This window comes from Streptomyces sp. NPDC030165 (assembly GCF_055573595.1).
Genome location: NZ_JBVIBD010000024.1, coordinates 1 through 23001 on the forward strand (window position 1 = coordinate 1; position 23001 = coordinate 23001).

Here is a 23001-nt window from a genome sequence, read left to right on the forward strand (position 1 = left end):
GCCACCCGCTACGACAAGACCGCCGAGTCCTACCAAGCAGCCGTCACCCTCGCATCGCTCCTGATGTGGGCGTGACATTTGAAGACAGCTCCTAGCCCGGCCCCGGAGCCTCAGCGCGGCCAGTAGCTCGTGCGCCAGGCCCGCGGGCCCGGGTGCGGCAGCCGGCGGCGCGGGATGGTGGACGCCGGGTCGGCCCATTCGTCCGTACGCTCCGTGCCGGGCGCGTCGGCGGCGGCAGCCGCGGCCGCCGCCGCGCGGGTGCGAACCACCGCCAGTGCGGCGGCCAGCTCCTCGGGTGTGGGGTTGCCCCGGACGACCTTGATCATGGTCAACCGACCTCCTGGAGGGGTTGCGGCGAACGGCGGACAGCGCTGGTGACGGGCACGGCCCGCCCTACAGCGGGATGTTGCCGTGCTTCTTCGGGGGCAGCGACTCGCGCTTGTTGCGCAGCGTGCGCAGTCCGCGGACGATGTGCCGGCGGGTCTCCGACGGCATGATCACCGCGTCCACGTAGCCGCGCTCGGCCGCCACGTACGGGTTGAGCAGCGCGTCCTCGTACTCCTGGATCAGCTCCTGGCGGCGGGCGTCCTGCGCGTCCTGGTCCTCGATCGCGGCGAGCGTGCGGCGGTGCAGGATGTTGACCGCGCCCTGCGCGCCCATCACCGCGATCTGCGCGGTCGGCCAGGCCAGGTTCAGGTCCGCGCCCAGGTGCTTGGAGCCCATGACGTCGTACGCGCCGCCGAACGCCTTGCGGGTGATCACCGTGATCAGCGGAACCGTCGCCTCCGCGTACGCGTAGATCAGCTTGGCGCCGCGCCGGATGATGCCGTCCCATTCCTGGTCCGTACCCGGCAGGAAGCCCGGTACGTCCACGAACGTCAGCACCGGGACGTTGAACGCGTCGCAGGTGCGCACGAACCGCGCGGCCTTCTCGCTCGCGTCGATGTCCAGCGTGCCCGCGAACTGCATCGGCTGGTTGGCGACCACGCCGACCGCGTGGCCCTCCACCCGCCCGAAGCCGGTGAGCATGTTCGGCGCGAACAGGGCCTGCGTCTCCAGGAACTCGCCGTCGTCGAGGACGTGCTCGATGGCGGTGTGCATGTCGTACGGCTGGTTCGCCGAGTCCGGGATCAGCGTGTCCAGCTCGCGGTCGTACTCCGAGGTCTCCAGGTCCGCCTCCTCCGGGAAGGCGGGCGGCTCGGAGAGGTTGTTGGACGGCAGGTAGGACAGCAGCGCCTTGACGTACTCGATGGCGTCCTTCTCGTCCCCCGCCATGTGGTGCGCGACGCCCGAGGTGGTGTTGTGCGTCCGGGCCCCGCCCAGCTCCTCGAAGCCCACGTCCTCGCCGGTGACGGTCTTGATGACATCCGGCCCGGTGATGAACATGTGCGAGGTCTGGTCGACCATGACCGTGAAGTCGGTGATGGCGGGGGAGTAGACCGCGCCGCCCGCGCACGGGCCGACGATCAGCGAGATCTGCGGCACCACGCCGGAGGCGTGCACATTGCGGCGGAAGATCTCCGCGAACAGGCCGAGCGCGACCACACCCTCCTGGATGCGGGCGCCGCCACCGTCGTTGATGCCGACGATCGGGCACCCGTTCTTCAGGGCGAAGTCCATCACCTTGACGATCTTCTCGCCGTAGACCTCGCCCAGCGAACCGCCGAAAATGGTGAAGTCCTGCGAGTACACGCAGATCGGGCGGCCGTCGACGGTGCCGTAACCGGTCACGACGCCGTCGCCGTACGGCCGGTTCTTCTCCAGCCCGAAATTGGTCGAACGGTGCCGCGCGAACTCGTCCAGCTCGACGAACGAGCCCTCGTCGAGGAGCAGCTCCACGCGCTCACGCGCCGTCAGCTTGCCCTTCGCGTGCTGCTTCTCCACGGCCCGCGCCGACCCGGCGTGGGTGGCTTCCTCGATCCTGCGCTGGAGGTCGGCCAGCTTGCCCGCGGTGGTGGTGATGTGTGCTTCCGGCTCGGACATCGGGATGCGGCTCCTGCTCGTCCTGGACTGGTGCTCGTACGAGGGTGGTACGGGGGTTGAACGGGATGGGCTACCGCTTCGTAGCGTATCGGCGGGACTGCTCAGGGGCACTGCGTCGTTGACCACACCTAGGCTGGGGCCATGACGCCTCAACCACCGGAAAACCAGGACAAAGACCGCTCGGGCAACGGCGACGGCGATGCGGCGCGGGCCGGATCGGGCCCGGGGGAGGGCTCGGGAGCGGCCTCGGGCGCGGGTTCGGGTGCGGCACCGGGCTCCGGCGGGCGCTGGTCCGACCTGGACCGGCCGCCGCTGAACGCGATGGCGCTGCGGCGCGCCCTGCTGCGGTCCGGCTCGCTGTGGACCGGCGTCGACGTCGTGCCCTCGACCGGCTCGACCAACACCGACCTCACCGCGCGGGCCGCCGAAGGGCTGGCCGAGGGGACCGTCCTCGTCGCCGAGGAGCAGTCGGCCGCGCGCGGCCGACTGGACCGCAGGTGGTCGGCGCCGCCGCGCTCCGGCCTCTTCTTCTCCTTCTACCTCACCCCGAGGGTCCCCCCGGAGCGCTGGGGCTGGCTGCCGCTGCTCGCCGGAGTGGCGACCGCCAGCGCGGTGGCCCGCACCGCGGGCGTGGACACCGCCCTGAAGTGGCCCAACGACCTGCTGGTCACCGTCGGTGACGAGGAGCGCAAGGCCGGCGGCATCCTCGCGGAGCGGGCCGGTGACGGCGTGGTCATCGGCATCGGCCTCAACGTCACGCTGCGCGCCGGGGAACTGCCCGTACCCGGCGCCGGTTCGCTCGCCCTGGCCGGCGCCAAGGTCACCGACCGTGACCCGCTGCTGCGGGCCGTACTGCGCTCGGTCGAGGACTGGTACGGGCAGTGGACCGCGGCCGACGGCGACGCGGCGGCCTGCCGTCTCCAGGACGCGTACGCGGCCGGATGCGCCACGCTCGGCCGCTCCGTACGGGCCGAACTCCCCGGCGACCGGGCACTGCTCGGAGAGGCGGTGGCCATCGACGGTGACGGGCGGCTGGTGCTCGCCACGGAGGAAGGCATGCAGCGGCCGGTTGCCGCGGGGGACATCGTGCATGTGCGGCCGGCGGGGGAGTCGTGACGGGTAGGGGGTAGGGGGGCGGTCTGCTCCGGGGTGCCCGGGGGCCGTCCAACCGGTGTCCAACCGGCGGGGCGGAGTTTCGGGCGCGGCTCGTACGGTGGCCGGGCGGCGTGGGGCGGGGCGGCCGTGCCGGTGCGCCGGCGTGCGGCTTCGGGCTCTTCCCCGTCCGCCTGGCGGTCAAAAACGATCAGATCCTGGTCAAGAAACCTCGGGAGCAATCGCACTTATGTGTCGAACGGGGCGATAGCGACGAGGTGTGAGAGTGAGCCAGAGCACACCTGCCGTATCGTTGAGGCCGTCCGCCGCGGAGCGGGCGAACGAGCGAGAAGTGATCGGAAGGGCAGTGCGCAGGGAACGGACAGGGAGCGAGCGGTGACCGCCGACGACTCGGGCGCCGGCCCGCGCGAAGCGGACATCGCCCCTCGTGAGACGGGGGCCGCTCCTCCTGAGGGGGACTCGGCGGCTGCGGACGGCGCGCCGCGCGCCGACGGGACCCGTGCGGACGGCGCGGGGGCCGACGGCGCGGGAGCCGACCCCGACGACGACACCATCGCCATCCGCCTGGAACAGCTGATCCTCGGCGCCGACCGCCGCTACACCCCCTTCCAGGCGGCCCGCAGCGCGGGCGTCTCCATGGAACTGGCCTCCCGCTTCTGGCGCGCCATGGGCTTCGCGGACATCGGCCAGGTCAAGGCGCTGACCGAGGCCGACGTGCTGGCACTGCGGCGGCTGGCCGGCCTGGTGGAGGCCGGCCTGCTCAGCGAGGCGATGGCGGTGCAGGTGGCCCGCTCCACCGGACAGACCACGGCCCGCCTCGCCGATTGGCAGATCGACTCCTTCCTGGAGGGCCTGACCGAGCCCCAGGACTCCGGCCTGACCCGTACGGAGATCACCTACCCCCTCGTCGAACTCCTCCTGCCCGAGCTGGAGGAGTTCCTGGTCTACGTCTGGCGCCGCCAGCTCGCCGCAGCGACCGGCCGCGTCGTGCAGGCCCAGGACGACGCGGAGATGGTCGACCGGCGCCTCGCGGTGGGCTTCGCCGACCTCGTCGGCTTCACCCGGCTCACCCGCCGTCTGGAGGAGGAGGAACTCGGCGAACTGGTCGAGGCGTTCGAGACCACCGCCGCCGACCTGGTCGCCGCGCACGGCGGCCGGCTCATCAAGACGCTCGGCGACGAGGTCCTGTTCGCCGCCGACGACGCGGGCACGGCGGCCGAGATCGGACTGCGCCTCATCGAGACCATGGCCAACGACGAGACGATGCCCGAGCTGCGCGTCGGCATCGCGTTCGGGACGGTCACGACGCGGATGGGCGACGTCTTCGGTACGACCGTGAACCTGGCCAGCCGCCTGACGTCGATAGCGCCGAAGGACACGGTGCTGGTGGACGAGGCGTTCGCGGAGGAGCTGGGGCGTACGGGTGAGGCGCCGGTCTCCGAGGCCGATGCGAAGGCCGCTGCCGCGGCCGCGGAGGAGGGGGCCGGGCCACTGCCGGAGTACCGGTTCGCCCTGCAGCCGATGTGGCAGCGGCCGGTGCGGGGGCTGGGGGTCGTCGAGCCGTGGCTTCTCAGCCGGCGGGGCTGAGGTACGGCGCCGGCTGTTGCGCCCCTGGTTAAGGTGACGGAACGATCGTTAACCAGGGAGGGTGCTGCATGGACACGCAACGCTTCGGGGACTTCGTGGGCGTACACCGGCATGGGTACGTGGCCGAGCTGCGGCTCGACCGGCCCAAGGCGATGAACGCCGTGTCCACGGCCATGGCGGACGGCATCAGCGCCGCCTGCGCCGCGCTCGCCGCCGACCGGGACGTCCGCGTCACCGTGCTCACCTCCACCCACGAGCGGGCCTTCTGCGTGGGCGCGGACCTGAAGGAACGCAACTCCTTCAGCGACGCCGACCTGATGCGGCAGCGGCCGCGCACCCGGGCCGCCTACACCGGCGTCCTGGAGCTGCCGATGCCCACCGTCGCGGCCGTGCACGGCTTCGCGCTCGGCGGCGGGTTCGAGCTGGCGCTGTCGTGCGACCTGATCGTGGCGGACCGTACGGCTGTGGTCGGGCTGCCCGAGGTGTCGGTCGGCGTCATTCCCGGAGGCGGCGGTACACAGCTGCTGCCGCGGCGGGTAGGGGCGGCGCGGGCGGCCGAGCTGATCTTCACCGGGCGGAAGGTGGAGGCCGCGGAGGCGCTCGGCCTGGGACTTGTCGATCAGGTGGTGGACGAGGGCCGGGACACGGAGGAGGCCCTCGGCCTCGCCGGACGCATCGCCCGCAACTCGCCGGTCGGGCTGCGCGCGGCGAAGCGGGCGCTGCGGTTGGGGCACGGGCTCGACCTCCGTACCGGGCTGGACGTGGAGGACGGGGCCTGGCGGAGTGTGGCGTTCTCCGCCGACCGGGCCGAGGGGGTGGCCGCGTTCAATGAGAAGCGGCGGCCGGAGTGGCCGGGGGAGTAGGGCTTCCGCCCGGGGGCGCGCGTCTTGCGCCTTCGGTTCGGTCCCCTCGCCGCGCCTCGCCCCGGCCCCGCCTCGTCGGAAAGCGCGAATGCCCCCGAACGTTCCTACGCTGTAGTGACACGTAGTGCTCACGGTGACGGAATGCGAGGTCCGGTGGCGGGCGAGGGCGATGACAGGCTTCGGGCCGTGGTGGCGCTGGCGCAGGCGATGGCGGCGGCGCACACCCCGCGGGAGTCGGTGCGGGCCGCCGCCGAGGGGGTGCGGGCGGCTCTGGGGGGCTCGTTCGCGGCGATCTCGGCCTGGGAGCGTGAGCTGGGGCAGCTGAAGGTGCTGGTCAACGTCGGGGAGCTGGCCGAGGGGGAGGTGGAGTACCCGGAGGACGAGTCGTATCCGGTGCACGAGTTCCCGGAGATCGTCGGGTTTCTGCACGAGCAGTGGGCCGGGGGCGGTCAGCCGAACGCCTGGGTCGAGACCGTTGAGGACGGGGCGGACGAGGGCCCGTACAACCATCAGCGGGTGGCCGCGCTGCGGCGCAGGGGGCGTGGGTGTTGCGTGGTCGCGCCGATCGTGCTGCACGGGCGTGCGTGGGGGGAGCTGTATGTGGCCCGTGCGGTTGGAGGGACGGTCTTCTCGCGGGCGGACGCGGATTTCGCGACCGTGCTGGCGGCGGTGACGGCGGCCGGGATCGCGCAGACGGAGCGGCTGGCGGAGGCCCGGCGGCTGGCGTTCACGGACGCGCTGACCGGGCTCGCGAACCGGCGTGCGGTGGACATGCGGCTCGACGAGGCGCTGGAGCGGCACCGGCGGGACGGGGCGGTGGTGAGCCTGGTGGTGTGCGATCTGAACGGGCTGAAGCGGGTGAACGACTCGTGCGGGCACGCCGTCGGGGACCGGCTGCTGGAACGGTTCGGTTCGGTGCTGTCCCTGTGCGGCGCCATACTGCCGGGCACCCTCGCCGCCCGGCTCGGCGGGGACGAGTTCTGCCTGCTCACGGTGGGTCCTTCGGCCGACGAGGTGGCCAAGGTGGCCGGCGAGCTGTGCGACCGGGCGGCGGATCTGGAGCTGGGTGAGGGGGTGGCGGTGGGAGTCGCGTCGACCGGTGACCCGATCGGGCCGGTGCGCTCGGCCCGGAGGCTGTTCCGGCTGGCGGACGCCGCGCAGTACCGGGCGAAGGGGGCCGGCTCGCGGGGACCGGTGGTGGCGGGCCGGGACGGCGGTACGCAGGATCCGGTGGTCCGGCTGGCGGACGCGCCGGAGCGTGCCTCGTCGACGGAGCGCCGTCGCTTCCGGCGGTGACCGGGCGCGTGGGTGCGTGCCGGAGACCCAGTGGTGACATCCAGGGATTCAGTCTCTAGGGTGCCTGAATATGGATATGCACACTGTGGTGCTGGGGACGTCCGGCACGACCGCACAGGACGTCATCGCCGTCGCCCGCGGCGCCGCCCGTATCGAGCTGTCCGAGGAGGCCACGGCGGCCGTCGCCGCCGCCCGCGCGGTCATCGACGACCTCGCCGCCAAGCCGGACCCGGTGTACGGCGTCTCCACGGGCTTCGGCGCCCTGGCCGTACGCCACATCAGCCCGGAGCTGCGGGCCCAGCTGCAACGCAACATCGTGCGTTCGCACGCCGCCGGCATGGGGCCGCGGGTGGAGCGCGAGGTGGTGCGCGCGCTGATGTTCCTGCGCCTGAAGACCCTGGCCTCCGGCCGTACGGGGGTCCGGCCGCTCGTCGTCGGCACGATGGCGGAGATCCTCAACGCGGGGATCACCCCCGTCGTCCACGAGTACGGCTCGCTGGGCTGCTCCGGCGACCTGGCGCCGCTGTCGCACTGCGCGCTGACGCTCATGGGCGAGGGCGAGGCGGAGGGCCCGGACGGCGTCGTACGGCCGGCCGGTGAGCTGCTCGCCGAGCACGGCATCGCGCCGGTCGAGCTGCGCGAGAAGGAGGGCCTGGCCCTTCTGAACGGCACCGACGGCATGCTCGGCATGCTGATCATGGCCTGCGCCGACCTGGCCCGTCTGTTCACCACGGCGGACATCACCGCGGCCCTCTCCCTGGAGGCGCTGCTCGGTACGGACAAGGTGCTCGCGCCGGAGCTGCACGCCATCCGCCCGCACCCCGGCCAGGCCGCCTCCGCCGCCAACATGCTCAAGGTCCTGGCCGGTTCGGGACTCACCGGCCACCACCAGGACGATGCGCCGCGCGTTCAGGACGCGTACTCCATCCGCTGCGCCCCGCAGGTCGCGGGCGCGGGCCGGGACACGCTGGACCACGCGCGGCTGGTCGCCGGCCGCGAGCTGGCGGCCGCCGTGGACAACCCGGTGGTGCTGCCGGACGGCCGGGTGGAGTCGAACGGCAACTTCCACGGCGCGCCGGTCGCGTACGTACTGGACTTCCTCGCCGTCGCCGCGGCCGACCTCGGCTCGATCGCGGAGCGCCGTACGGACCGCCTGCTGGACAAGAACCGCTCGCACGGCCTGCCCGCCTTCCTGGCCGGCGACCCGGGGGTCGACTCGGGCCTGATGATCGCCCAGTACACCCAGGCGGCGCTGGTCAGCGAGATGAAGCGGCTGGCCGCGCCCGCGTCGGTGGACTCCATCCCGTCCTCCGCGATGCAGGAGGACCACGTCTCGATGGGCTGGTCGGCGGCGCGCAAGCTGCGGACCGCCGTGGACAATCTGACCCGGGTGCTCGCCGTCGAGCTGTACGCGGCGACCCGGGCGGTGGAGATGCGCGAGGGCCTGACCCCGGCGCCGGCCACCCGCGCGGTGCTGGACGCCGTACGGGCCGCGGGTGTGCAGGGGCCGGGGGAGGACCGTTTCCTCGCGCCGGACCTGGAGGCGGCGTACGACTTCGTCCGCAGCGGGCGGCTGGTCGAGGCGGTCGAGCAGGTCACCGGGGAGCTGGCCTGAGACGGCCGGTCCGGCGGAGCGGTCGCGGCCCGCTCCGCCGGACCGCGGCCGCGGAGACCCGCGCGGTTCTGCGCGCTTCTTTGCCAGGTCGGGGCGGTGCCACCGGCTCTCAGGCCACGTCGCCGCGCGTGCGGCGGACGGAGAAGCCGACCAGCCCGGCGCCGATGCCGAGGAAGGCGGCGCCTCCGACGACGTACGGCGTGGTGTCGAACGCGCCGGTGTCGGCGAGCAGCGCTTCCTGCCCGTCCCCGGATTCCCGCTGGTCCTGGCCGGGCCGCGCGGCAGCGTGCGACGTGGTGCCGGTGGCCTGCTGGGCCGACCGGGAGGCGTCGTGCGTCGTCCGTTCGCCGTGTTCAACGGTGGCGTTCGCGGACGGTACGAACCACAGGGCGAGCAGTACCGATCCCGCGGCTGCGGCGGTCAGCAGTGGTCGACGTGCGGTCACGGGCACGGAAACGATCCCCCTTGTGGGCTCGGCAAATTGACCGTTGACAACAGATGTTAGTGACAGCCGCGGGTCGTGGGGAAGTCAGGAGCCGGTGGTGCTTACGCTCCCAGACATGAGCAATGACGAGACATCACGGTTTGTCCGGCTCCATGTCGAACTGGTCATGGAGGTCGCCGACTCGGACCGGCTGACCGGCGCGGCACTCGACCACATCAACGGTGACCCTTCTCTACCCGCGGAGGAGCGCGGGCATGCGCGGGAAACGGTCCAGACCGATCCGGCGGAGGCGCTGGCGTACCTCGTGGACCCCTTCGACCTGGTCGAGGGCGTGCCGGGAGTGGAGCTGACGCAGGCGTCGTGGAGCAGCGAGGAGATCGACTACGACGCCGACGCGGAGTGGGTCCTCGGGCACGACGCGGAGGACGACGGCTTCCCGGAGGACGAGGAGGCCGACCAGAGCGAGGCGTCCGGGGACGGCGGGGCGCGCGTCCGCTTCTGAGGAGGCGGCCGGCCGCCGGCCACCGCTGACGCGCGACCCCCGTGCGACGTCCGTCGCCGTACGGGGGTTGCGTGGCGTTTCCCACAACCGCCCCACGTATGGAACGGACGAAACGGAACAGACGTTCCTGAGGTGTCGCCCGGCAGTATGCGGTGCGACGCCCGGCTCGGGGGTTCCCGGGTTCGGCAGCAAGGCAATGGAGAATCGTGTGATGACGGACAGCAAGCGTCGCAAGGGCCTGATAGCCACTGCCGCGCTGCTCGGGGGTGTACTGACCCTCGGGGCGTGCGGTGGCGGTGACGGCGGTGACGGGGCCGGCCAGGACAACACGAAGAAGGTCGACGAGGCGGCGGCGAAGGACGCCTCCGAAGCCAAGATCAAGATCGAGCCGAAGAACGGATCCGCCGACGCGGGCATCAACAGCGCCGCCAAGGTCACCGTCGACAGCGGCAAGCTCACCGACGTCACGATGACCGCCGGTGAGAACAAGAAACCGGTCGAGGGCACGCTCGCCGCCGACGGCAGCTCCTGGAAGCCGAAGAAGCAGCTGGAGCGCTCGACCAAGTACACGATCACCGCCCACGCCGCCGACTCCCAGGGCCGCAAGGCGGTGGAGCACTCGACCTTCACCACGGTCTCCCCGAAGAACAGCTTCATAGGCAACTACACGCCGGAGGACGGCTCGACCGTCGGCGTCGGCATGCCCGTGTCGGTCAACTTCGACAAGCCGGTGAAGAACAAGAAGGACGTCCAGTCCGCGATCAAGGTGGCGTCCAGCAGCAACCAGGACGTCGTCGGCCACTGGTTCGGCGACCAGCGCCTGGACTTCCGCCCGAAGGACTACTGGAAGCCCAACTCCAAGGTCACCGTCGACCTGAAGCTGGACGGCGTCGAGGCCGCCCCCGGCGTCAAGGGCGTCCAGAACAAGACGGTGAACTTCCGGATCGGCCGGTCGCAGGTCAGCACGGTCGACGCCAAGACCCACCAGATGACGGTGGTGCGCGACGGCAAGACGATCAAGACCATCCCGATCTCCGCGGGCAGCAAGGACCACCCGACGTACAACGGCAAGATGGTCGTCTCGGAGAAGTACCAGCAGACCCGCATGGACGGCTCCACCGTCGGCTTCACCAACAACGACGGCAAGGGCGAGTACGACATCCCCGACGTCCCGCACGCCATGCGCCTGTCCAGCTCCGGCACGTTCCTGCACGGCAACTACTGGGGCAAGGGCATCTTCGGCACCGCCAACACCAGCCACGGCTGCATCGGCCTGGAGGACGTCAAGGGCGCCGGTGACCCCGGCACGGACGGCGCCTGGTTCTACCAGAACTCCCTGGTCGGCGATGTCGTCCACATGGTCAACTCCCCGGACAGGACCATCAAGCCGGACAACGGCCTCAACGGCTGGAACATGGACTGGAACGAGTGGGTGGCCGGCAGCGCCGTGAAGTAGCGCACCGCGCCTCTTCGAGGGCGGGCCCCCACCGGCGCGCCGGCGGGGGCCCGCCCTCCGTATCGTGACCATGTGAGCAAGCGCAAGGACGGACCGCGGCAGCAGGGCCGGGCCGCGGCCGGTGAACTGGTCGGGACCGTACTCGGCAGCGTCCGGTACGCCGAGGACGGCACACCCGCCGAAGACGCCCTGGAGACCGGCGCCTCGATGCTGGCGGCGGCGCCCGCGGGCCCCGAGGCCGTCAGCGCCGCGCTGCTGGCCGCGGCGGAGGACGGCGTACACCGCTGCTGGCTGGGCGGCTGGCAGCCCGCCGACCTGGAGCGGATCGTACGGCGGGAGACGGGCGGCGGCCCGCGCACCGCCGTCGTCGTGGACGCGATGGCGGCCGAGGCACAGCGCGCGGGGCGGGCGGCGGAGCGCGCCCGCGGCCCCCGCTGGGCGACGCAGCTGCGCGACTTGGAAGCCGTGACCTGGTGGACGTCCGAGACGTCCTACCTGGAGGAGCTGGCGCACCGCCGCCGCACCTCGCGCTTCGAGACGACGTACGACGTACTGGCAGCGCTGCGCGTCCTGGGGCGCCTGCCCCGCATCACGCCCCTACCGGCCGCCCGGCCGGTGCGTGCGAACACGCCCGCCGAATCCCGGACGCTGGGCCGCATCCGAGGCCTGCTGGCCAAGGCCGAGGCGACGGACTACCCGGACGAGGCGGAAGCGCTGTCGGCCAAGGCCCAGGAGCTGATGGCGCGGCACAGCATCGACGAGGCGCTGCTCGACCACGCCGGGGCCGACGCAGGCACCGGCGACGGCGCCGGGCCCGGGCTTCGCCACGGCGCTGGTCGCGCCGCCTCCCCCGCCCCCTCCGCCATCCGCATCGGCATCGAAGGCCCGTACGAGCAGGCGAAGGCACTGCTGCTCGACGCCGTCGCCGCCGCCAACCGCTGCCAGGCCGTCTGGTCCGAAGACGTGGGCTTCTCCACGCTCATCGGCTTCGAAGCCGACCTGGAGGCCGCCGAACTGCTCTACACCTCACTGCTCCTCCAGGCCACCACCGCCATGCACCGCGCGGGCGACGCCCACCACAGCCGCGGCCGGTCCCGCCGTACCCGCGACTTCCGCCAGACCTTCCTCGTCGCCTACGCCGACCGCATCCGCACCCGTCTGGCCACGGCCACCGAGGAGACCACCGCCGAGGCCGCCACCGACGCCCCGGACCTCCTCCCGGTCCTGGCCGCCCGCGAGGTCGCCGTGGCCGAGACCACCGGCGAACTGTTCCCCGACACCGCCGCCGTCCGCATGCGAGGCGTACGCGACGCCGCGGGCTGGGAACAGGGCGCGGCCGCGGCCAACCGCGCCCACCTGGGACGACGCCCGGAGGCGGCGCCCGGACGTCGGCTCAGTGAACGACGGCCCCCGGGATGAGGGCAACGAGCCCGGAGACGAAGCTCCCCAGTCCGGCCAGCGTGACGACCGTCGCCTTGCCGTCGGAGAACAGCCCGGCACAGAACGCGCGCACCTGCCGGCGGACGACCAGCAACTTCAGCTTCTGCCACCGGTGTTGGCGGATGTGGCAGCCCAGCAGCAGCCCGGAGGCATTGTTGCGGCAGCCGTCCATGCGGCCCCGCACCGGGGCACCGCACGTCACCGGTGCCTGGAAGAAGCTCCACAGGAACACGACGGCGGACAGGGTGACCACCACGGCCGGGCCCGCCGCGGCATTGACCCACGCCGCGATCAGTAAGGCGCCGGCCAGAACACCCCACCACTGACCCAGTCCGCCGAGACGACCGCCGCGTGCCCCCGAAGTAGCCATGAAGAAAAGGGTGGCGTCTCAGGGAAGCGATGACGCCCGGCAGGAGTTGTCCGTCTGAAAGTGAGACCGCGACTTCCGCCGGAGACATCCGCCGCCCCCCGGCTCACCCCTCCGCCTTCGCCACCCCCACCGGGCACGAGACTCCTGTCCCGCCGATCCCGCAGTACCCGCCCGGGTTCTTGTCCAGGTACTGCTGGTGATAGGCCTCGGCCGGATAAAAGGGGCGGGTGGCGGCGGGGAGGATTTCGGTGGTGATGGTGTCGTGGCCGGAGGCGGTCAGGACGGACTGGTAGGCCGTGCGGGAGGCTTCGGCGGATTCTTGGTCGGTGGGGGAGTGGGTGTAGATCGCGGAGCGGTACTGGGTGCCGGTGTCGTTGCCCTGGCGGAAGCCCTGGGTGGGGTCGTGGGACTCCCAGAAGAGCTTCAGGAGGGTGGCGTAGGAGACCTTGGCGGGGTCGTAGACGACGCGGACCGCTTCGGTGTGGCCCGTCAGGCCGCTGCACACCTCTTCGTAGGTGGGGTTCGGGGTGTGGCCGCCCTGGTAGCCGGCCAGGGTCGTCCAGACGCCCTCGGTCTGCCAGAACTTGCGCTCGGCGCCCCAGAAGCAGCCCAGACCGAAGTCGGCGATGCGCAGGTGGGCCGGGTAGGGGCCGAGGAGCGGGTTGCCGAGGACCGTGTGCCGGTCGGGGACGGTGAAGTCCCGCTCGGGGCGGCCCTTCAGGGCCTCCTCCGGGGAGGGGAGGGCGTTCTTGAAGCGGTTGAAGAGCATGGGGTCTCGCTCCAGGGGTCGGCGGAAGGGGCGGTGGCGGCCCGCTGGGACAACGCGGGGAGGGGGAAGCGCATTCCAGGGCGCGTCGCGAGGCGCGTTCCGGGGGCGCGGACCGTCGCCGGGCCGGTGGTCACGGGTGCGGCCAGAACTGCGACGATGTGCCGCCGCCGCGCTGCCAGCCGGCCACCGCCAAGGCGCGGAACGCGGCGTACTCGGCGGCGGGGCTGCTGCCGTACGACCACGGGACGGCGCCGACGTGGCCGTCGACCAGGCGGAGCTGTTCCACGGCTTCCTCGTAGCGCTCGGCGTGTACGAGGAACCAGATGAGCAGGTGCCGGACGTGCGGGGCCACGGGGTGGTCCGCGGGGGCCTCGCGCAGGGCGAAGTGGGCGCCCTCTATCGCGCGTTCCACGACGGAGCTCTGGAAGAGGCCGCGGACCATGTTGGCCTCGGGCAAATGGTCGTAGACGGCGAAGAGCGGGAGGGCGGGCAGCAGGCTCTTGGCGGGGGCGGCCGCGGCGGCGCTCTCGGTGAACGCGGCGGCCTCCTCCTTGGAGCCGTGCCACTTCTGCGACCAGTAGGGCAGGGCGGCCAGATGCGCGCCCATGTGGTGCGGGGCACGCTGGGTGACCTTCGACCACAGGGCGTCGTAGTCCGCGCGGCGGTCGCCGAGGCCGCGGGCGACGGCCAGCTCGGTGAGGTACGGGACGGGGCTGCCGGGGGCCAGCAGCGCCGCCTCGTGGCAGACCGTCCGGGCCTCCTCCAGGATCATGCGGAAGTCCTGCGAGCCGGGGTCGCGCAGCGCCTGGATGACGAGGAACTGGGCGTGCGTCTGGGCGCCTCCGGGGTCCTTGGGCGCCTCGGAGCGCCACGTACGCAGCCAGATGCCGCCCTGCCCGGGCCGCTCCGCCAGCTCGAACGCCGCGGCCCCGGCGAGCGTCTGCACGCGCTGCCAGCGGCGTTCCCAGTCGTCGCCGGTGGCGCTCAGCAGCTGCGCGGCCGGGCGCCAGTCGTGGCTGCGCCGGATCTCGTCGAGGGCGTCCTCCAGCTCCTGGTCGGGGCCGGGCAGCCGTACGTCGAGCTCCTGGGCCGGTACGAAGCCGTAGCCCACCATGGGGTCGGCGGCCACCGCCAGCCCCTGCTGTTGCTGCTGGGCGGCCTGCCGGCGCCGCAGCCAGGGCAACAGGACGAGACCGCCGAGAGCGGCAGCGGCGAAGAGAACCAGCAGAGCGTCCATGTGGTCAGTCTCGGATTCCGGTTGTGGGATGCGGATGGGGTGAGGATGGGGGCGGCGCGGGGCAGCAGGGTGGTGCGGGGGCGGAGCGCGAATGTGTCTTGTATGTATCCACTATCCAGCGAAGCAGAAAGTTCCGAAAAGTTCGCGGGTGTGGACGACTACCCTCGGCAGACATGAGCGATCAGCGCGAGCAGCGCCCACAGAATTTCGAGACCCTTGCCATTCACGCAGGTCAGGAGCCCGACGAGGCGACCGGCGCGGTGGTACCGCCCATCTACCAGGTGTCCACCTACAAGCAGGACGGCGTGGGCGGGCTGCGCGGCGGCTACGAGTACAGCCGCAGCGCCAACCCGACCCGTACCGCCCTGGAGGAGAACCTGGCCGCCCTCGACGGCGGCCGCCGCGGCCTGGCCTTCGCCTCCGGGCTCGCGGCCGAGGACTGCCTGCTGCGCACCCTCCTGGTCCCCGGCGACCACGTCGTCATCCCCAATGATGCGTACGGCGGCACGTTCCGCCTCATCTCGAAGGTCGTCGAGCGGTGGGGTGTGGAGTGGTCGGTCGCCGACTCCTCCGACCCGCAGGCCGTACGGGACGCGCTGCGCCCCCGTACGAAGGCGATCTGGGTGGAGACGCCCAGCAACCCGCTCCTCGGCATCACGGACATCCCCGCGCTCGCGGCCGTCGCGCGCGACGCCGGGGTCCGCCTGGTCGTGGACAACACCTTCGCCAGCCCCTACCTCCAGCAGCCGCTGGCCCTCGGCGCTGACGTGGTGGTCTACTCCACGACCAAGTACATGGGCGGCCACTCGGACGTGGTCGGCGGCGCGCTGGTCGTCAACGACGCAGAGCTGGGTGACGAACTGGCCTACCACCAGAACGCCATGGGAGCGGTGGCCGGCCCGTTCGACGCGTGGCTGGTGATGCGCGGGCTGAAGACGCTGGCCGTACGGATGGACCGGCACAGCGCCAACGCGGCCCGGATCGCCGAGCTGCTCGCCTCGCACGACAAGGTGACGCAGGTCTACTACCCGGGCCTGAAGGAGCACCCGGGCCACGAGACGGCCGCCAAGCAGATGCGTTCCTTCGGCGGCATGGTGTCCTTCCGCGTCGCGGGCGGCGAGCAGGCCGCGGTCGAGGTCTGCAACCGTGCGCGGCTGTTCACCCTCGGTGAGTCGCTGGGCGGCGTGGAGTCGCTGATCGAGCACCCGGGCAAGATGACGCACGCCTCGACGGCGGGCTCGCTGCTGGAGGTCCCGAACGACCTCGTACGCCTCTCGGTCGGCATCGAGTCGATCGACGACCTGGTCGCGGACCTGACCCAGGCGCTGGGCTAAGCACCGCCCAGGCGCTGGGGCAATCGGCATCCAGGCCCAGGCCCGGGCGTCAGGCGCCGGGCCGAGCGGCACCCGGGCGCTGGGACAGCGGCGCTCGGAGCGCTCGGCCCCCGCTCACCACCCTTCCAACGGAGGGGTGGTGTGCGCCGGCGGCGGCAGCCACGGCTGGTCGACGGCCGCCCAGACCAGGAGTGCCGCCAGTGCCGCCACGGCCAGCAGCCACAGCGCCTGACGCGCCAGCCGCCGGTGGACCAGCAGCCGGCGGCCGCTCACGGCGGCGCGCAGCGCCAGGCCGGGCGGGACCGGCGGGTGCGGCCCGTCCAGCATCCGCCGTACTTCGGCCTCCTTGCGGTCCGGAAGGCTCATGGCGCCGCCGCTTCTGTGTGCGGGGGTGGCAGGAGCGGTTGCGGTGTGTCTGGTGTGCCTGATGCGTTAGGCGTGTTTGGCGTGTCTGGTGCGTTTGGCGCATCCGGTACGTCCGGTACGCGGTCGGGCTTCGGCGCCCGCGCGTCGGCCCGTACCGGCGGCTCCGCGCGCCCGGCAGGAGGATTGCTGCGCATCCGCCCCACGGCCCGCAGGCACAGCGTGTGGACGCGCTCGGCGGGCAGCCCGAGCTGCGCCGCGGCCTGTTCCTCGGCCACGCCCTCGTAGAGGCGCAGGACGAGTACCAGCCGCTCCTGCGGGGACAGCCGCCCCAGGAGGCCGCCGGGCGGCAGGCGCCCGCCGCGCCCGAGGGCGCGGGGGAGGCGTTCCCGCCAGGCGGAGTGCGCGAAGCGGGCGGCCATCTCCTGGCGCGTGCGGTCGTACGGGTCCTCGCCGCGCAGCCGGTCCCAGGCCGCGTACGTACGGGCCAGTGCCAGCGTGAGCAGGCGCTCGGCGCCGGGGGCCGGCCGGCCCTCCGGCTCGGCGGTCAGGAGCGTGGCGGCACGCAGCAGACGGCCGGCCGCGCCCGCGACGAACGCCTCGAACTCCCGGGCACGACGGCGTTCCTGGGCTGCCCGCCGCTCTCGCACAGCTCCATGGCACGGCAGGCCCGGCACGCGGTCAAGAGGCGGCAGGGAAAAACCGGGGCCGCGTCGGGCGCGGACGGCGGGAGCCGCGCGGGGAAGCGCCCCGAGGCAGGCCGGCCCTCCTGCCTTCCGCGGGCCCGGCCGCCCGTATGCCCGTCTCAGGGCCGGCCCCGGCGGCCGGCCCCAGCCGACCTCAGGCGCCAACCGACCCCAGGAGCCCAACCGGGCTCAAGAGCCGGTCCGCCTCAAGAGCTGGACGGTACCGGCGGCAGTGTCGCGGTGACCGTGGACAGGGAGGCGTTGAAGCGCGTCAGCAGGCTGCAGAACGAGTCCCGCTCCTCCTCCGTCCACTCCTCCGTGACCAGCGCCATCAGCGCGCGGCGCGAGGCCCGTACCTCCTCCAGCCGGGACCGGCCGCGCTCGGAGAGCTGGAGCACGACCGCCCGGCCGTCCTCGGGGTGCGAGGCGCGGTTGACCAGGCCGGAGTCGACCAGCGGGGCGACCTGCCGGGTGACGGTCGAGGAGTCGATGCCCATGCCGGCGGCCAGCGCCTTGACACCCATCGGGCCCTCTTTGTCCAGGCGGTTGAGGAGCAGGTAGGCGGCACGGTCCATGGAATTGCGTGCCTGGCCGACGCCGCCGAGCCGGCTCTGTTCGGCGCGGCGGGCGAAAACGGCGACTTGGTGTTGCAGCGCGTCGAGAAGAGCGGGGTCGGTGTGGGTCGTCATGTCCGAAGAGGTGGGCATGGCCGGGAGCTCGCTTCATGGGATGCGTACGGATTGGGGGACAGAGTACGCGGCCCCGGCGCGGACCGTACCGGCGCTGCCCAAAGACGTGCCCCTGTGGCACCGGTCCGGCGGCCCCGCGTACCCGCCGCCGTCCGAACTGTAAGACTGGGCTTCATGGCCGATCACACGCCGCACGAGCACACTCCCGCCCCCGGTTCCCCTTCGGATTCCGCTTCCGCTTCTGCCGCCGGCCGGCAGTCCGGCCCGGTCTCGGTCCCGGCACGCGAAGAGGCGCCCGGTGCGGGCGCGGCACCGGCGTCGGGTTCCGGTTCCGCCTCCGTTTCCGGGCCGGGCGCGGGCCCGGTGGCCGCCGCCTCCGCCGCCCTGACCGTGGAGGACGTACGGGAGGCGCAGAAGATCCTGTCCGGCGTCTCGCGGTCCACCGCCTTGGAGGGGAGCCGGCACCTGTCCGGTTCGGTGGGCGCGCCGGTGCATCTGAAGTGCGAGAACCTGCAACGTACCGGCTCTTTCAAGATACGTGGCGCGTACGTACGCATCGCGGGGCTGTCGCCGCGGGAGCGGGCGGCCGGCGTGGTCGCCGCCAGCGCCGGCAACCACGCGCAGGGCGTCGCGCTGGCGGCCTCGCTGCTCGGGGTGCGCTCGACGGTGTTCATGCCGGTCGGAGCCCCTTTGCCGAAGGTCGCCGCGACCCGCGAGTACGGCGCCGAGGTGCGGCTGCACGGCCAGGTCGTGGACGAGACGCTGGCCGCCGCCCGGGAGTACGCTGACGGGACGGGCGCGGTCTTCATCCATCCCTTCGATCACCGGGACATCATCGCGGGCCAGGGCACGGTCGGCCTGGAGATCCTGGAGCAGTGCCCGGAGGTGCGCACGATCGTCGTGGGCATCGGCGGCGGCGGGCTGGCCGCGGGCATCGCGCTGGCGGTCAAGGCGCTGCGGCCGGACGTGAAGATCATCGGAGTGCAGGCGGCGGGTGCGGCCGCCTATCCGCCCTCGCTGGCGGCCGGACGGCCGGTCTCGATCGAGGCGCCCACGACGATGGCGGACGGCATCAAGGTCGGGCGGCCGGGCGATGTGCCGTTCGAGATCATCGGCGATCTCGTCGACGAAGTCCGTACCGTGTCCGAGGACGAGCTCTCCAGCGCTCTGCTGCTCTGCCTGGAGCGGGCCAAGCTGGTCGTGGAGCCGGCGGGGGCGAGTCCGGTGGCGGCGCTGCTGTCGAGGCCCGACTCCTTCGAGGGGCCGGTGGTCGCGGTGCTGTCCGGAGGGAACGTCGATCCGCTGCTGATGCAGCGCATCCTGCGGCACGGCATGGCCGCCGCGGGGCGTTACCTGTCGCTGCGCCTGCGGCTGACGGACCGGCCGGGGGCGCTCGCGACGCTGCTCGCGGTGCTGTCGGAGGTCGACGCCAATGTCCTGGACGTGAGCCATGTGCGGACCGATCCGCGGCTCGGGCTCACGGAGGCGGAGGTGGAGCTGCATCTGGAGACCAAGGGCCCGGAGCACTGCACGGACGTCAGCTCGGCCCTGCGGGCGGCGGGTTACACCGTCATGGGGTGACGGCGGGGCGCGTCGTCATGGGCTGATGGCGGGGTGTGTCGTCGTGGACTGACGGTGGGGCGCATCGTCATGGGCCGGCGGCGGGTCACTCCGTCGTGGAGCGGCGCGTGCCGCGGCGCGCGGCTGAGGCGCCGCGCATCCGCAAACGCCATCTGACGTATATCGCGATGTATCGCGTTGAGGTATGGTCCGGGTTCACGGGGGCGATGCCGCGGGTTCGGCGCACCCTCGATGCCGGGTATATGCCCATAGAACGGCTCATGCTGGTTCGCGTTGCTCAAGCAGCCCATATGGCCCCTCATGCGCCATATGTCCGGCAAACGTAAAATTCTTCCTGGAGTTAACCCATACCTTGGGAGTAACCACATGCCAGGCGCCATTTACGCCGAGGGTCTGGTGAAGACCTTCGGCAAGGTGAGGGCTCTGGACGGCGTCGACCTCGACGTCCCCGAAGGAACCGTCCTCGGACTGCTCGGCCCGAACGGTGCGGGCAAGACCACCGCCGTACGGGTCCTGACCACCCTGCTCCGGCCGGACCGCGGCACCGCGGTCGTCGCCGGGATCGACGTCCTCAAGCACCCCGACGAAGTACGCCGCTCCATCGGCCTGTCCGGCCAGTTCGCCGCCGTGGACGAATACCTGACGGGGCGTGAGAACCTGATGATGGTCGGCCAGCTCTACCAGATGAGCGGGCGCGACGCGAAGGCCAGGGCCACCGAGCTCCTGGAACGCTTCCACCTCTCCGACGCCGGCGACCGGCCGGCCAAGACCTACTCCGGCGGCATGCGGCGCCGGCTCGACCTGGCGGCCGCGCTGGTCGTCAGCCCGCCCGTGATGTTCATGGACGAGCCCACCACCGGCCTGGACCCGCGCAACCGCCAGCAGTTGTGGGAGGTCATCCAGGAACTGGTCGCCGGCGGTACGACGTTGCTGCTCACCACCCAGTACCTCGAAGAGGCCGACCACCTCGCGCACGACATCTGCGTGGTCGACCACGGCAAGGTCATCGCCCGCGGTACCTCCGACCAGCTCAAGGCCCGTACGGGCGGCGAGCGGGTGGAAGTCGTCGTGCACGCCGCCGAACACATCGCCACGGCCGACGAGGTGCTGCGCGGATTCGGCAAGGGCGACAGCAAGGTCGAGCGGCACACCCGCAAGATCACGGTGCCGGTGACGGGCGGCGCCAAGCTGCTCGCCGAGGTCATCCGCGAACTCGACGTACGTGGCGTGGAGATCGACGACATCGGACTGCGCCGGCCGACCCTGGACGACGTGTTCATCTCCCTGACCGGCCACGCCGCCGAGACGGCGGAGGCCAACGGCGGCAACGGGGACGGCGCGGACGGCGGCGGACCCGCGGGCCGGCCGTCGCGCCGGGCGTCGAAACGGGGCCGGGGCACCAGGTCCGAGCGGGCCCAGGACGCCGCGTCGAAGCGGGCCCAGGACACCGAGGAGGCCGCCAAGTGAGCACCGTCACGCACCCCGCGCCGCGGGCCGGGATACCGAAGCGGCGCGGCGCGGTCAGCCAGTCCGTACGGGACTCCCTGGTCGTCGCCAAGCGCAATCTGATCCGCATGCTGCGGATCCCCGAAATGGTCATCTTCGGGCTGATCCAGCCGATCATGTTCGTGGTGCTGTTCAGCTACGTCTTCGGCGGCTCCATCGCCGTCGGCGGCAGCACCTCACCCGCGGCCTACCGCGAGTTCCTGATGGCGGGCATCTTCGCGCAGACGGTCACCTTCGCCACCGCCGGAGCGGGCGCGGGCATCGCCGACGACATGCACAAGGGCCTGATCGACCGGTTCCGCTCGCTGCCGATGGCCCGCGGCGCCGTCCTCACCGGCCGTACGCTCGCGGACCTGGTGCAGACCGCGCTGACGCTGGTGGTCCTCGCCGTCGTCGCCTTCCTGGTCGGCTGGCGCGCCCACGAGAACATCGGCAAGATCGTGGCGGGCTTCGCCCTGCTGCTCCTGCTCGGCTACGCGTTCTCCTGGATCGGCGCGCTGATCGGCCTGTCCGTACGGACGCCGGAAGCCGCCACCTCGGGCGGGCTGATCTGGCTCTTCCCGCTGACGTTCATCTCGAACGCCTTCGTGCCGTCCGACAACATGCCGACGTTCCTGCGGCACATCGCGGAGTGGAACCCCTTCAGCGCCACGGTCCAGGCCGCCCGCCAGCTGTTCGGCAACCTGCCGCCGAACTACAAGGTGCCCGACGCCTGGCCCATGCAGCAGCCGGTGCTGGCGTCGCTGCTCTGGTCCGTCGTGATCATCGTGATCTTCCGGACGCTCGCGGTACGCAAGTACCGGTCGGCCACAGCCTGAGGCGGGGGCAGGCCGGGGCCGGGGAGCGTCCCACCGGCTCGTACGCACGAGCGACCGGCCCGGAGCCGCTGGGGCTCCGGGCCGGTCGTCGTCAGGCTGCGGGCAGGGCCGCCGGGCGCTCAGCCCGTGTACGGCTTCGCCTCAAGGATCTTCACCGAGGCCGTCTTGCCGTTGGGCAGCTCGTACTCGGCGGTCTCGCCGATCTTCTTGCCGTTCACCCCGGCGCCCAGCGGGGACTGCGGGGAGTAGGTCTCGATCTCCGAGCTCGCGTACTCCCGCGAGGCCAGCAGGAACGTCAGGGTGTCGTCCGGGTCTCCGTCGAACGCGATGGTGACGACCGTGCCGGGGGCCACGACACCACTGGCGGCGGGAGCCTCGCCGACCTTCGCCGTCTCCAGCAGCTGCTTGAGCTGGCGCATCCGAAGGTCCTGCTTGCCCTGCTCTTCCTTGGCCGCGTGGTACCCGGCGTTCTCCTTCAGGTCACCTTCCTCGCGGGCCGCCGCGATCTTTTCGGTGATCTCGGCGCGTGCGGGACCAGACAGGTACTCCAGCTCGGCCTTGAGCTGGTCATACGCCTCCTGGGTCAGCCAGGTGACGTTGTCGCTGGTCTGGGTCACAGGTGCTCCTCGTCGGTGCTGGGGATAAATCAAACGCCCTACCAGGAAGGCTGCGCCTCCACGGGTGGGCGAAACCACGAGCCTAACAATTCCGGCACAAAACGGGGAAGGGGAAAATCGCCGGGAACGTCATCGGGCCAGATCGTGGCCGGTCAGAGCGCCGGGCCGGGAGGGACCCGGCGACACGCGGGCCTGCGGCACGGGCCCGGGTTCCGGGGGCCGACCTCCGGGCTCCGGTCTCCGGGCCTGCGGCCACGGCTTGCGGGCCTGCGGTCAGCCGTCCGAGGACGTGCAGCCGACCAGTACGGCGTTGGTCGCCCTGGCCGTCGTACGGATCGTGACCTCGACGTCCACCTGCTCCTTCGGCGCGTCGACGGTGACGTCCTTGCGCCCCACCTCGGCGCCGCTGTCGGCCTGCGAGCGCAGCGTGCACGTACCGGTGTCGTCCTTGCCCTTGACGACTTCCAGGTGCACCTTGACGGCACTGTCCGAGACACGGTTCCAGGTGATCACCCGGCCGCTGAGGTCCTGCCCGGAGATGTAGGAGAATCCGGACCAGCCGACCATGCCGAGCAGCGCCACGCCCAGCACGGCACCGATGATCTTCAGCTTGCGGTCGGCGCGCTGGTCGGCGGAGCGGCCGTAGCGTCCGTCGGGCAGCCCTTCGCGCACCGCGGTCATGATCGCTCCTCCTGCCGGGGGCTACGGAATTAATCGCCCCGCGCTTCGGT

Annotated in this window: 22 protein-coding genes and 1 pseudogene; 12 read left to right on the forward strand and 11 right to left on the reverse strand. The window is 72.1% G+C overall.

Annotated elements, in window-relative coordinates:
• Nucleotides 1–110 precede the first annotated feature (110 nt).
• Together ACZ4Z1_RS33925 and ACZ4Z1_RS33930 are read right to left on the reverse strand one after the other, a co-directional pair.
• Entirely contained in the window at nucleotides 111–326 is a 216-nt protein-coding gene (locus ACZ4Z1_RS33925) for an acyl-CoA carboxylase subunit epsilon (RefSeq protein WP_468490604.1), read from the reverse strand.
• A 67-nt stretch (nucleotides 327–393) separates the two neighbouring features.
• Complete coding sequence (locus tag ACZ4Z1_RS33930; RefSeq protein ID WP_468490503.1) at nucleotides 394–1983, reverse strand: acyl-CoA carboxylase subunit beta; 1590 nt, start codon at nucleotides 1981–1983, stop codon at nucleotides 394–396.
• A 321-nt stretch (nucleotides 1984–2304) separates the two neighbouring features.
• Between ACZ4Z1_RS33930 and ACZ4Z1_RS33935 the strand changes: the two genes are divergently transcribed.
• From ACZ4Z1_RS33935 to hutH, 5 genes are all read left to right on the forward strand, one after another.
• A complete protein-coding gene (locus ACZ4Z1_RS33935) occupies nucleotides 2305–3099 on the forward strand; it encodes a biotin--[acetyl-CoA-carboxylase] ligase (RefSeq protein WP_468490605.1) in 795 nt (264 codons plus the stop codon).
• Nucleotides 3100–3471: 372 nt separating this feature from the next.
• Complete coding sequence (locus ACZ4Z1_RS33940) at nucleotides 3472–4683, forward strand: adenylate/guanylate cyclase domain-containing protein (protein ID WP_468490504.1); 1212 nt, start codon at nucleotides 3472–3474, stop codon at nucleotides 4681–4683.
• 68 nt (nucleotides 4684–4751) lie between these two features.
• Nucleotides 4752–5546 carry an enoyl-CoA hydratase/isomerase family protein gene (locus tag ACZ4Z1_RS33945; protein WP_468490505.1) on the forward strand — a complete coding sequence of 265 codons (795 nt, stop codon included), beginning with the start codon at nucleotides 4752–4754 and terminating at the stop codon, nucleotides 5544–5546.
• Nucleotides 5547–5687: 141 nt separating this feature from the next.
• The gene (locus ACZ4Z1_RS33950) at nucleotides 5688–6842 is read left to right on the forward strand and encodes a GGDEF domain-containing protein (protein ID WP_468490506.1); all 1155 of its coding nucleotides are present in this window, start codon (nucleotides 5688–5690) and stop codon (nucleotides 6840–6842) included.
• Between the two features lie 70 nt (nucleotides 6843–6912).
• Nucleotides 6913–8457: a histidine ammonia-lyase gene (gene hutH / locus ACZ4Z1_RS33955; RefSeq protein WP_468490507.1), complete on the forward strand. Its 1545-nt coding sequence runs from the start codon at nucleotides 6913–6915 to the stop codon at nucleotides 8455–8457.
• Nucleotides 8458–8566: 109 nt separating this feature from the next.
• Here the strand turns inward: hutH and ACZ4Z1_RS33960 are convergent, their stop codons facing one another.
• Nucleotides 8567–8902: a hypothetical protein gene (locus ACZ4Z1_RS33960; protein ID WP_468490508.1), complete on the reverse strand. Its 336-nt coding sequence runs from the start codon at nucleotides 8900–8902 to the stop codon at nucleotides 8567–8569.
• Nucleotides 8903–9017: 115 nt separating this feature from the next.
• Here ACZ4Z1_RS33960 and ACZ4Z1_RS33965 point away from each other — a divergent pair, with 115 nt between their 5' ends.
• The 3 genes from ACZ4Z1_RS33965 (at nucleotide 9018) to ACZ4Z1_RS33975 (ending at nucleotide 12279) form a co-directional block, all read left to right on the forward strand.
• Nucleotides 9018–9404 (forward strand): hypothetical protein, encoded by a 387-nt coding sequence (locus ACZ4Z1_RS33965; RefSeq protein WP_468490509.1) that lies wholly within the window; start codon nucleotides 9018–9020, stop codon nucleotides 9402–9404.
• Nucleotides 9405–9600: 196 nt separating this feature from the next.
• Nucleotides 9601–10860, forward strand: a complete 1260-nt coding sequence (locus ACZ4Z1_RS33970; protein WP_468490510.1) for a L,D-transpeptidase — start codon at nucleotides 9601–9603, stop codon at nucleotides 10858–10860.
• A gap of 72 nt (nucleotides 10861–10932) precedes the next feature.
• A complete protein-coding gene (locus tag ACZ4Z1_RS33975) occupies nucleotides 10933–12279 on the forward strand; it encodes a DUF2786 domain-containing protein (protein WP_468490511.1) in 1347 nt (448 codons plus the stop codon).
• Here the strand turns inward: ACZ4Z1_RS33975 and ACZ4Z1_RS33980 are convergent.
• The 3 genes from ACZ4Z1_RS33980 to ACZ4Z1_RS33990 form a co-directional block, all read right to left on the reverse strand.
• Nucleotides 12254–12670 (reverse strand): hypothetical protein, encoded by a 417-nt coding sequence (locus ACZ4Z1_RS33980; protein ID WP_468490512.1) that lies wholly within the window; start codon nucleotides 12668–12670, stop codon nucleotides 12254–12256. The two genes, ACZ4Z1_RS33975 and ACZ4Z1_RS33980, sit on opposite strands and share 26 nt — an antisense overlap.
• Nucleotides 12671–12773: 103 nt before the next feature.
• The gene (gene msrA, locus ACZ4Z1_RS33985) at nucleotides 12774–13439 is read right to left on the reverse strand and encodes a peptide-methionine (S)-S-oxide reductase MsrA (RefSeq protein ID WP_468490513.1); all 666 of its coding nucleotides are present in this window, start codon (nucleotides 13437–13439) and stop codon (nucleotides 12774–12776) included.
• 130 nt (nucleotides 13440–13569) lie between these two features.
• The gene (locus ACZ4Z1_RS33990) at nucleotides 13570–14676 is read right to left on the reverse strand and encodes a hypothetical protein (protein ID WP_468490514.1); all 1107 of its coding nucleotides are present in this window, start codon (nucleotides 14674–14676) and stop codon (nucleotides 13570–13572) included.
• Between the two features lie 173 nt (nucleotides 14677–14849).
• Here ACZ4Z1_RS33990 and ACZ4Z1_RS33995 point away from each other — a divergent pair, with 173 nt between their 5' ends.
• Nucleotides 14850–16010 carry a cystathionine gamma-synthase gene (locus ACZ4Z1_RS33995; RefSeq protein WP_468490515.1) on the forward strand — a complete coding sequence of 387 codons (1161 nt, stop codon included), beginning with the start codon at nucleotides 14850–14852 and terminating at the stop codon, nucleotides 16008–16010.
• Nucleotides 16011–16124: 114 nt separating this feature from the next.
• Here ACZ4Z1_RS33995 and ACZ4Z1_RS34000 read toward each other — a convergent pair whose 3' ends face one another.
• From ACZ4Z1_RS34000 to ACZ4Z1_RS34010, 3 genes and pseudogenes are all read right to left on the reverse strand, one after another.
• Nucleotides 16125–16376: a hypothetical protein gene (locus ACZ4Z1_RS34000; RefSeq protein WP_468490516.1), complete on the reverse strand. Its 252-nt coding sequence runs from the start codon at nucleotides 16374–16376 to the stop codon at nucleotides 16125–16127.
• Between the two features lie 155 nt (nucleotides 16377–16531).
• Nucleotides 16532–17023: pseudogene (locus tag ACZ4Z1_RS34005) on the reverse strand (sigma factor-like helix-turn-helix DNA-binding protein); the annotation flags it as partial.
• A gap of 242 nt (nucleotides 17024–17265) precedes the next feature.
• Nucleotides 17266–17766 carry a MarR family winged helix-turn-helix transcriptional regulator gene (locus tag ACZ4Z1_RS34010; protein ID WP_031007890.1) on the reverse strand — a complete coding sequence of 167 codons (501 nt, stop codon included), beginning with the start codon at nucleotides 17764–17766 and terminating at the stop codon, nucleotides 17266–17268.
• 156 nt (nucleotides 17767–17922) lie between these two features.
• Here ACZ4Z1_RS34010 and ilvA point away from each other — a divergent pair, with 156 nt between their 5' ends.
• From ilvA to ACZ4Z1_RS34025, 3 genes are all read left to right on the forward strand, one after another.
• Nucleotides 17923–19329, forward strand: coding sequence for a threonine ammonia-lyase (gene ilvA / locus ACZ4Z1_RS34015; protein WP_468490517.1), 1407 nt, complete (start codon nucleotides 17923–17925; stop codon nucleotides 19327–19329).
• A gap of 366 nt (nucleotides 19330–19695) precedes the next feature.
• Complete coding sequence (locus ACZ4Z1_RS34020; protein ID WP_468490518.1) at nucleotides 19696–20796, forward strand: ATP-binding cassette domain-containing protein; 1101 nt, start codon at nucleotides 19696–19698, stop codon at nucleotides 20794–20796.
• Nucleotides 20793–21653: an ABC transporter permease gene (locus ACZ4Z1_RS34025; RefSeq protein ID WP_468490519.1), complete on the forward strand. Its 861-nt coding sequence runs from the start codon at nucleotides 20793–20795 to the stop codon at nucleotides 21651–21653. The genes ACZ4Z1_RS34020 and ACZ4Z1_RS34025 overlap by 4 nt, the downstream gene beginning before the upstream one ends.
• A gap of 119 nt (nucleotides 21654–21772) precedes the next feature.
• On the opposite strand, the gene greA is transcribed toward ACZ4Z1_RS34025, so the two are convergent.
• On the reverse strand, nucleotides 21773–22270 hold the full coding sequence (gene greA, locus ACZ4Z1_RS34030) for a transcription elongation factor GreA (RefSeq protein ID WP_468490520.1): 498 nt from the start codon (nucleotides 22268–22270) through the stop codon (nucleotides 21773–21775).
• 273 nt (nucleotides 22271–22543) lie between these two features.
• The gene (locus tag ACZ4Z1_RS34035) at nucleotides 22544–22951 is read right to left on the reverse strand and encodes a DUF4307 domain-containing protein (RefSeq protein WP_468490521.1); all 408 of its coding nucleotides are present in this window, start codon (nucleotides 22949–22951) and stop codon (nucleotides 22544–22546) included.
• Between the last annotated feature and the right edge of the window lie 50 nt (nucleotides 22952–23001).

Coding starts and splice junctions, on each gene's coding strand:
- ACZ4Z1_RS33925 (WP_468490604.1), bottom strand. CDS start 326: ATGATCAAGGTCGTCCGGGGCAACCCCACACCCGAGGAGCTGGCCGCC.
- ACZ4Z1_RS33930 (WP_468490503.1), bottom strand. CDS start 1,983: ATGTCCGAGCCGGAAGCACACATCACCACCACCGCGGGCAAGCTGGCC.
- ACZ4Z1_RS33935 (WP_468490605.1), top strand. CDS start 2,305: ATGGCGCTGCGGCGCGCCCTGCTGCGGTCCGGCTCGCTGTGGACCGGC.
- ACZ4Z1_RS33945 (WP_468490505.1), top strand. CDS start 4,752: ATGGACACGCAACGCTTCGGGGACTTCGTGGGCGTACACCGGCATGGG.
- ACZ4Z1_RS33950 (WP_468490506.1), top strand. CDS start 5,688: ATGCGAGGTCCGGTGGCGGGCGAGGGCGATGACAGGCTTCGGGCCGTG.
- hutH (WP_468490507.1), top strand. CDS start 6,913: ATGGATATGCACACTGTGGTGCTGGGGACGTCCGGCACGACCGCACAG.
- ACZ4Z1_RS33965 (WP_468490509.1), top strand. CDS start 9,018: ATGAGCAATGACGAGACATCACGGTTTGTCCGGCTCCATGTCGAACTG.
- ACZ4Z1_RS33970 (WP_468490510.1), top strand. CDS start 9,601: ATGGAGAATCGTGTGATGACGGACAGCAAGCGTCGCAAGGGCCTGATA.
- ACZ4Z1_RS33980 (WP_468490512.1), bottom strand. CDS start 12,670: ATGGCTACTTCGGGGGCACGCGGCGGTCGTCTCGGCGGACTGGGTCAG.
- msrA (WP_468490513.1), bottom strand. CDS start 13,439: ATGCTCTTCAACCGCTTCAAGAACGCCCTCCCCTCCCCGGAGGAGGCC.
- ACZ4Z1_RS33990 (WP_468490514.1), bottom strand. CDS start 14,676: ATGGACGCTCTGCTGGTTCTCTTCGCCGCTGCCGCTCTCGGCGGTCTC.
- ACZ4Z1_RS33995 (WP_468490515.1), top strand. CDS start 14,850: ATGAGCGATCAGCGCGAGCAGCGCCCACAGAATTTCGAGACCCTTGCC.
- ACZ4Z1_RS34000 (WP_468490516.1), bottom strand. CDS start 16,376: ATGAGCCTTCCGGACCGCAAGGAGGCCGAAGTACGGCGGATGCTGGAC.
- ACZ4Z1_RS34010 (WP_031007890.1), bottom strand. CDS start 17,766: ATGCCCACCTCTTCGGACATGACGACCCACACCGACCCCGCTCTTCTC.
- ilvA (WP_468490517.1), top strand. CDS start 17,923: ATGGCCGATCACACGCCGCACGAGCACACTCCCGCCCCCGGTTCCCCT.
- ACZ4Z1_RS34020 (WP_468490518.1), top strand. CDS start 19,696: ATGCCAGGCGCCATTTACGCCGAGGGTCTGGTGAAGACCTTCGGCAAG.
- ACZ4Z1_RS34035 (WP_468490521.1), bottom strand. CDS start 22,951: ATGACCGCGGTGCGCGAAGGGCTGCCCGACGGACGCTACGGCCGCTCC.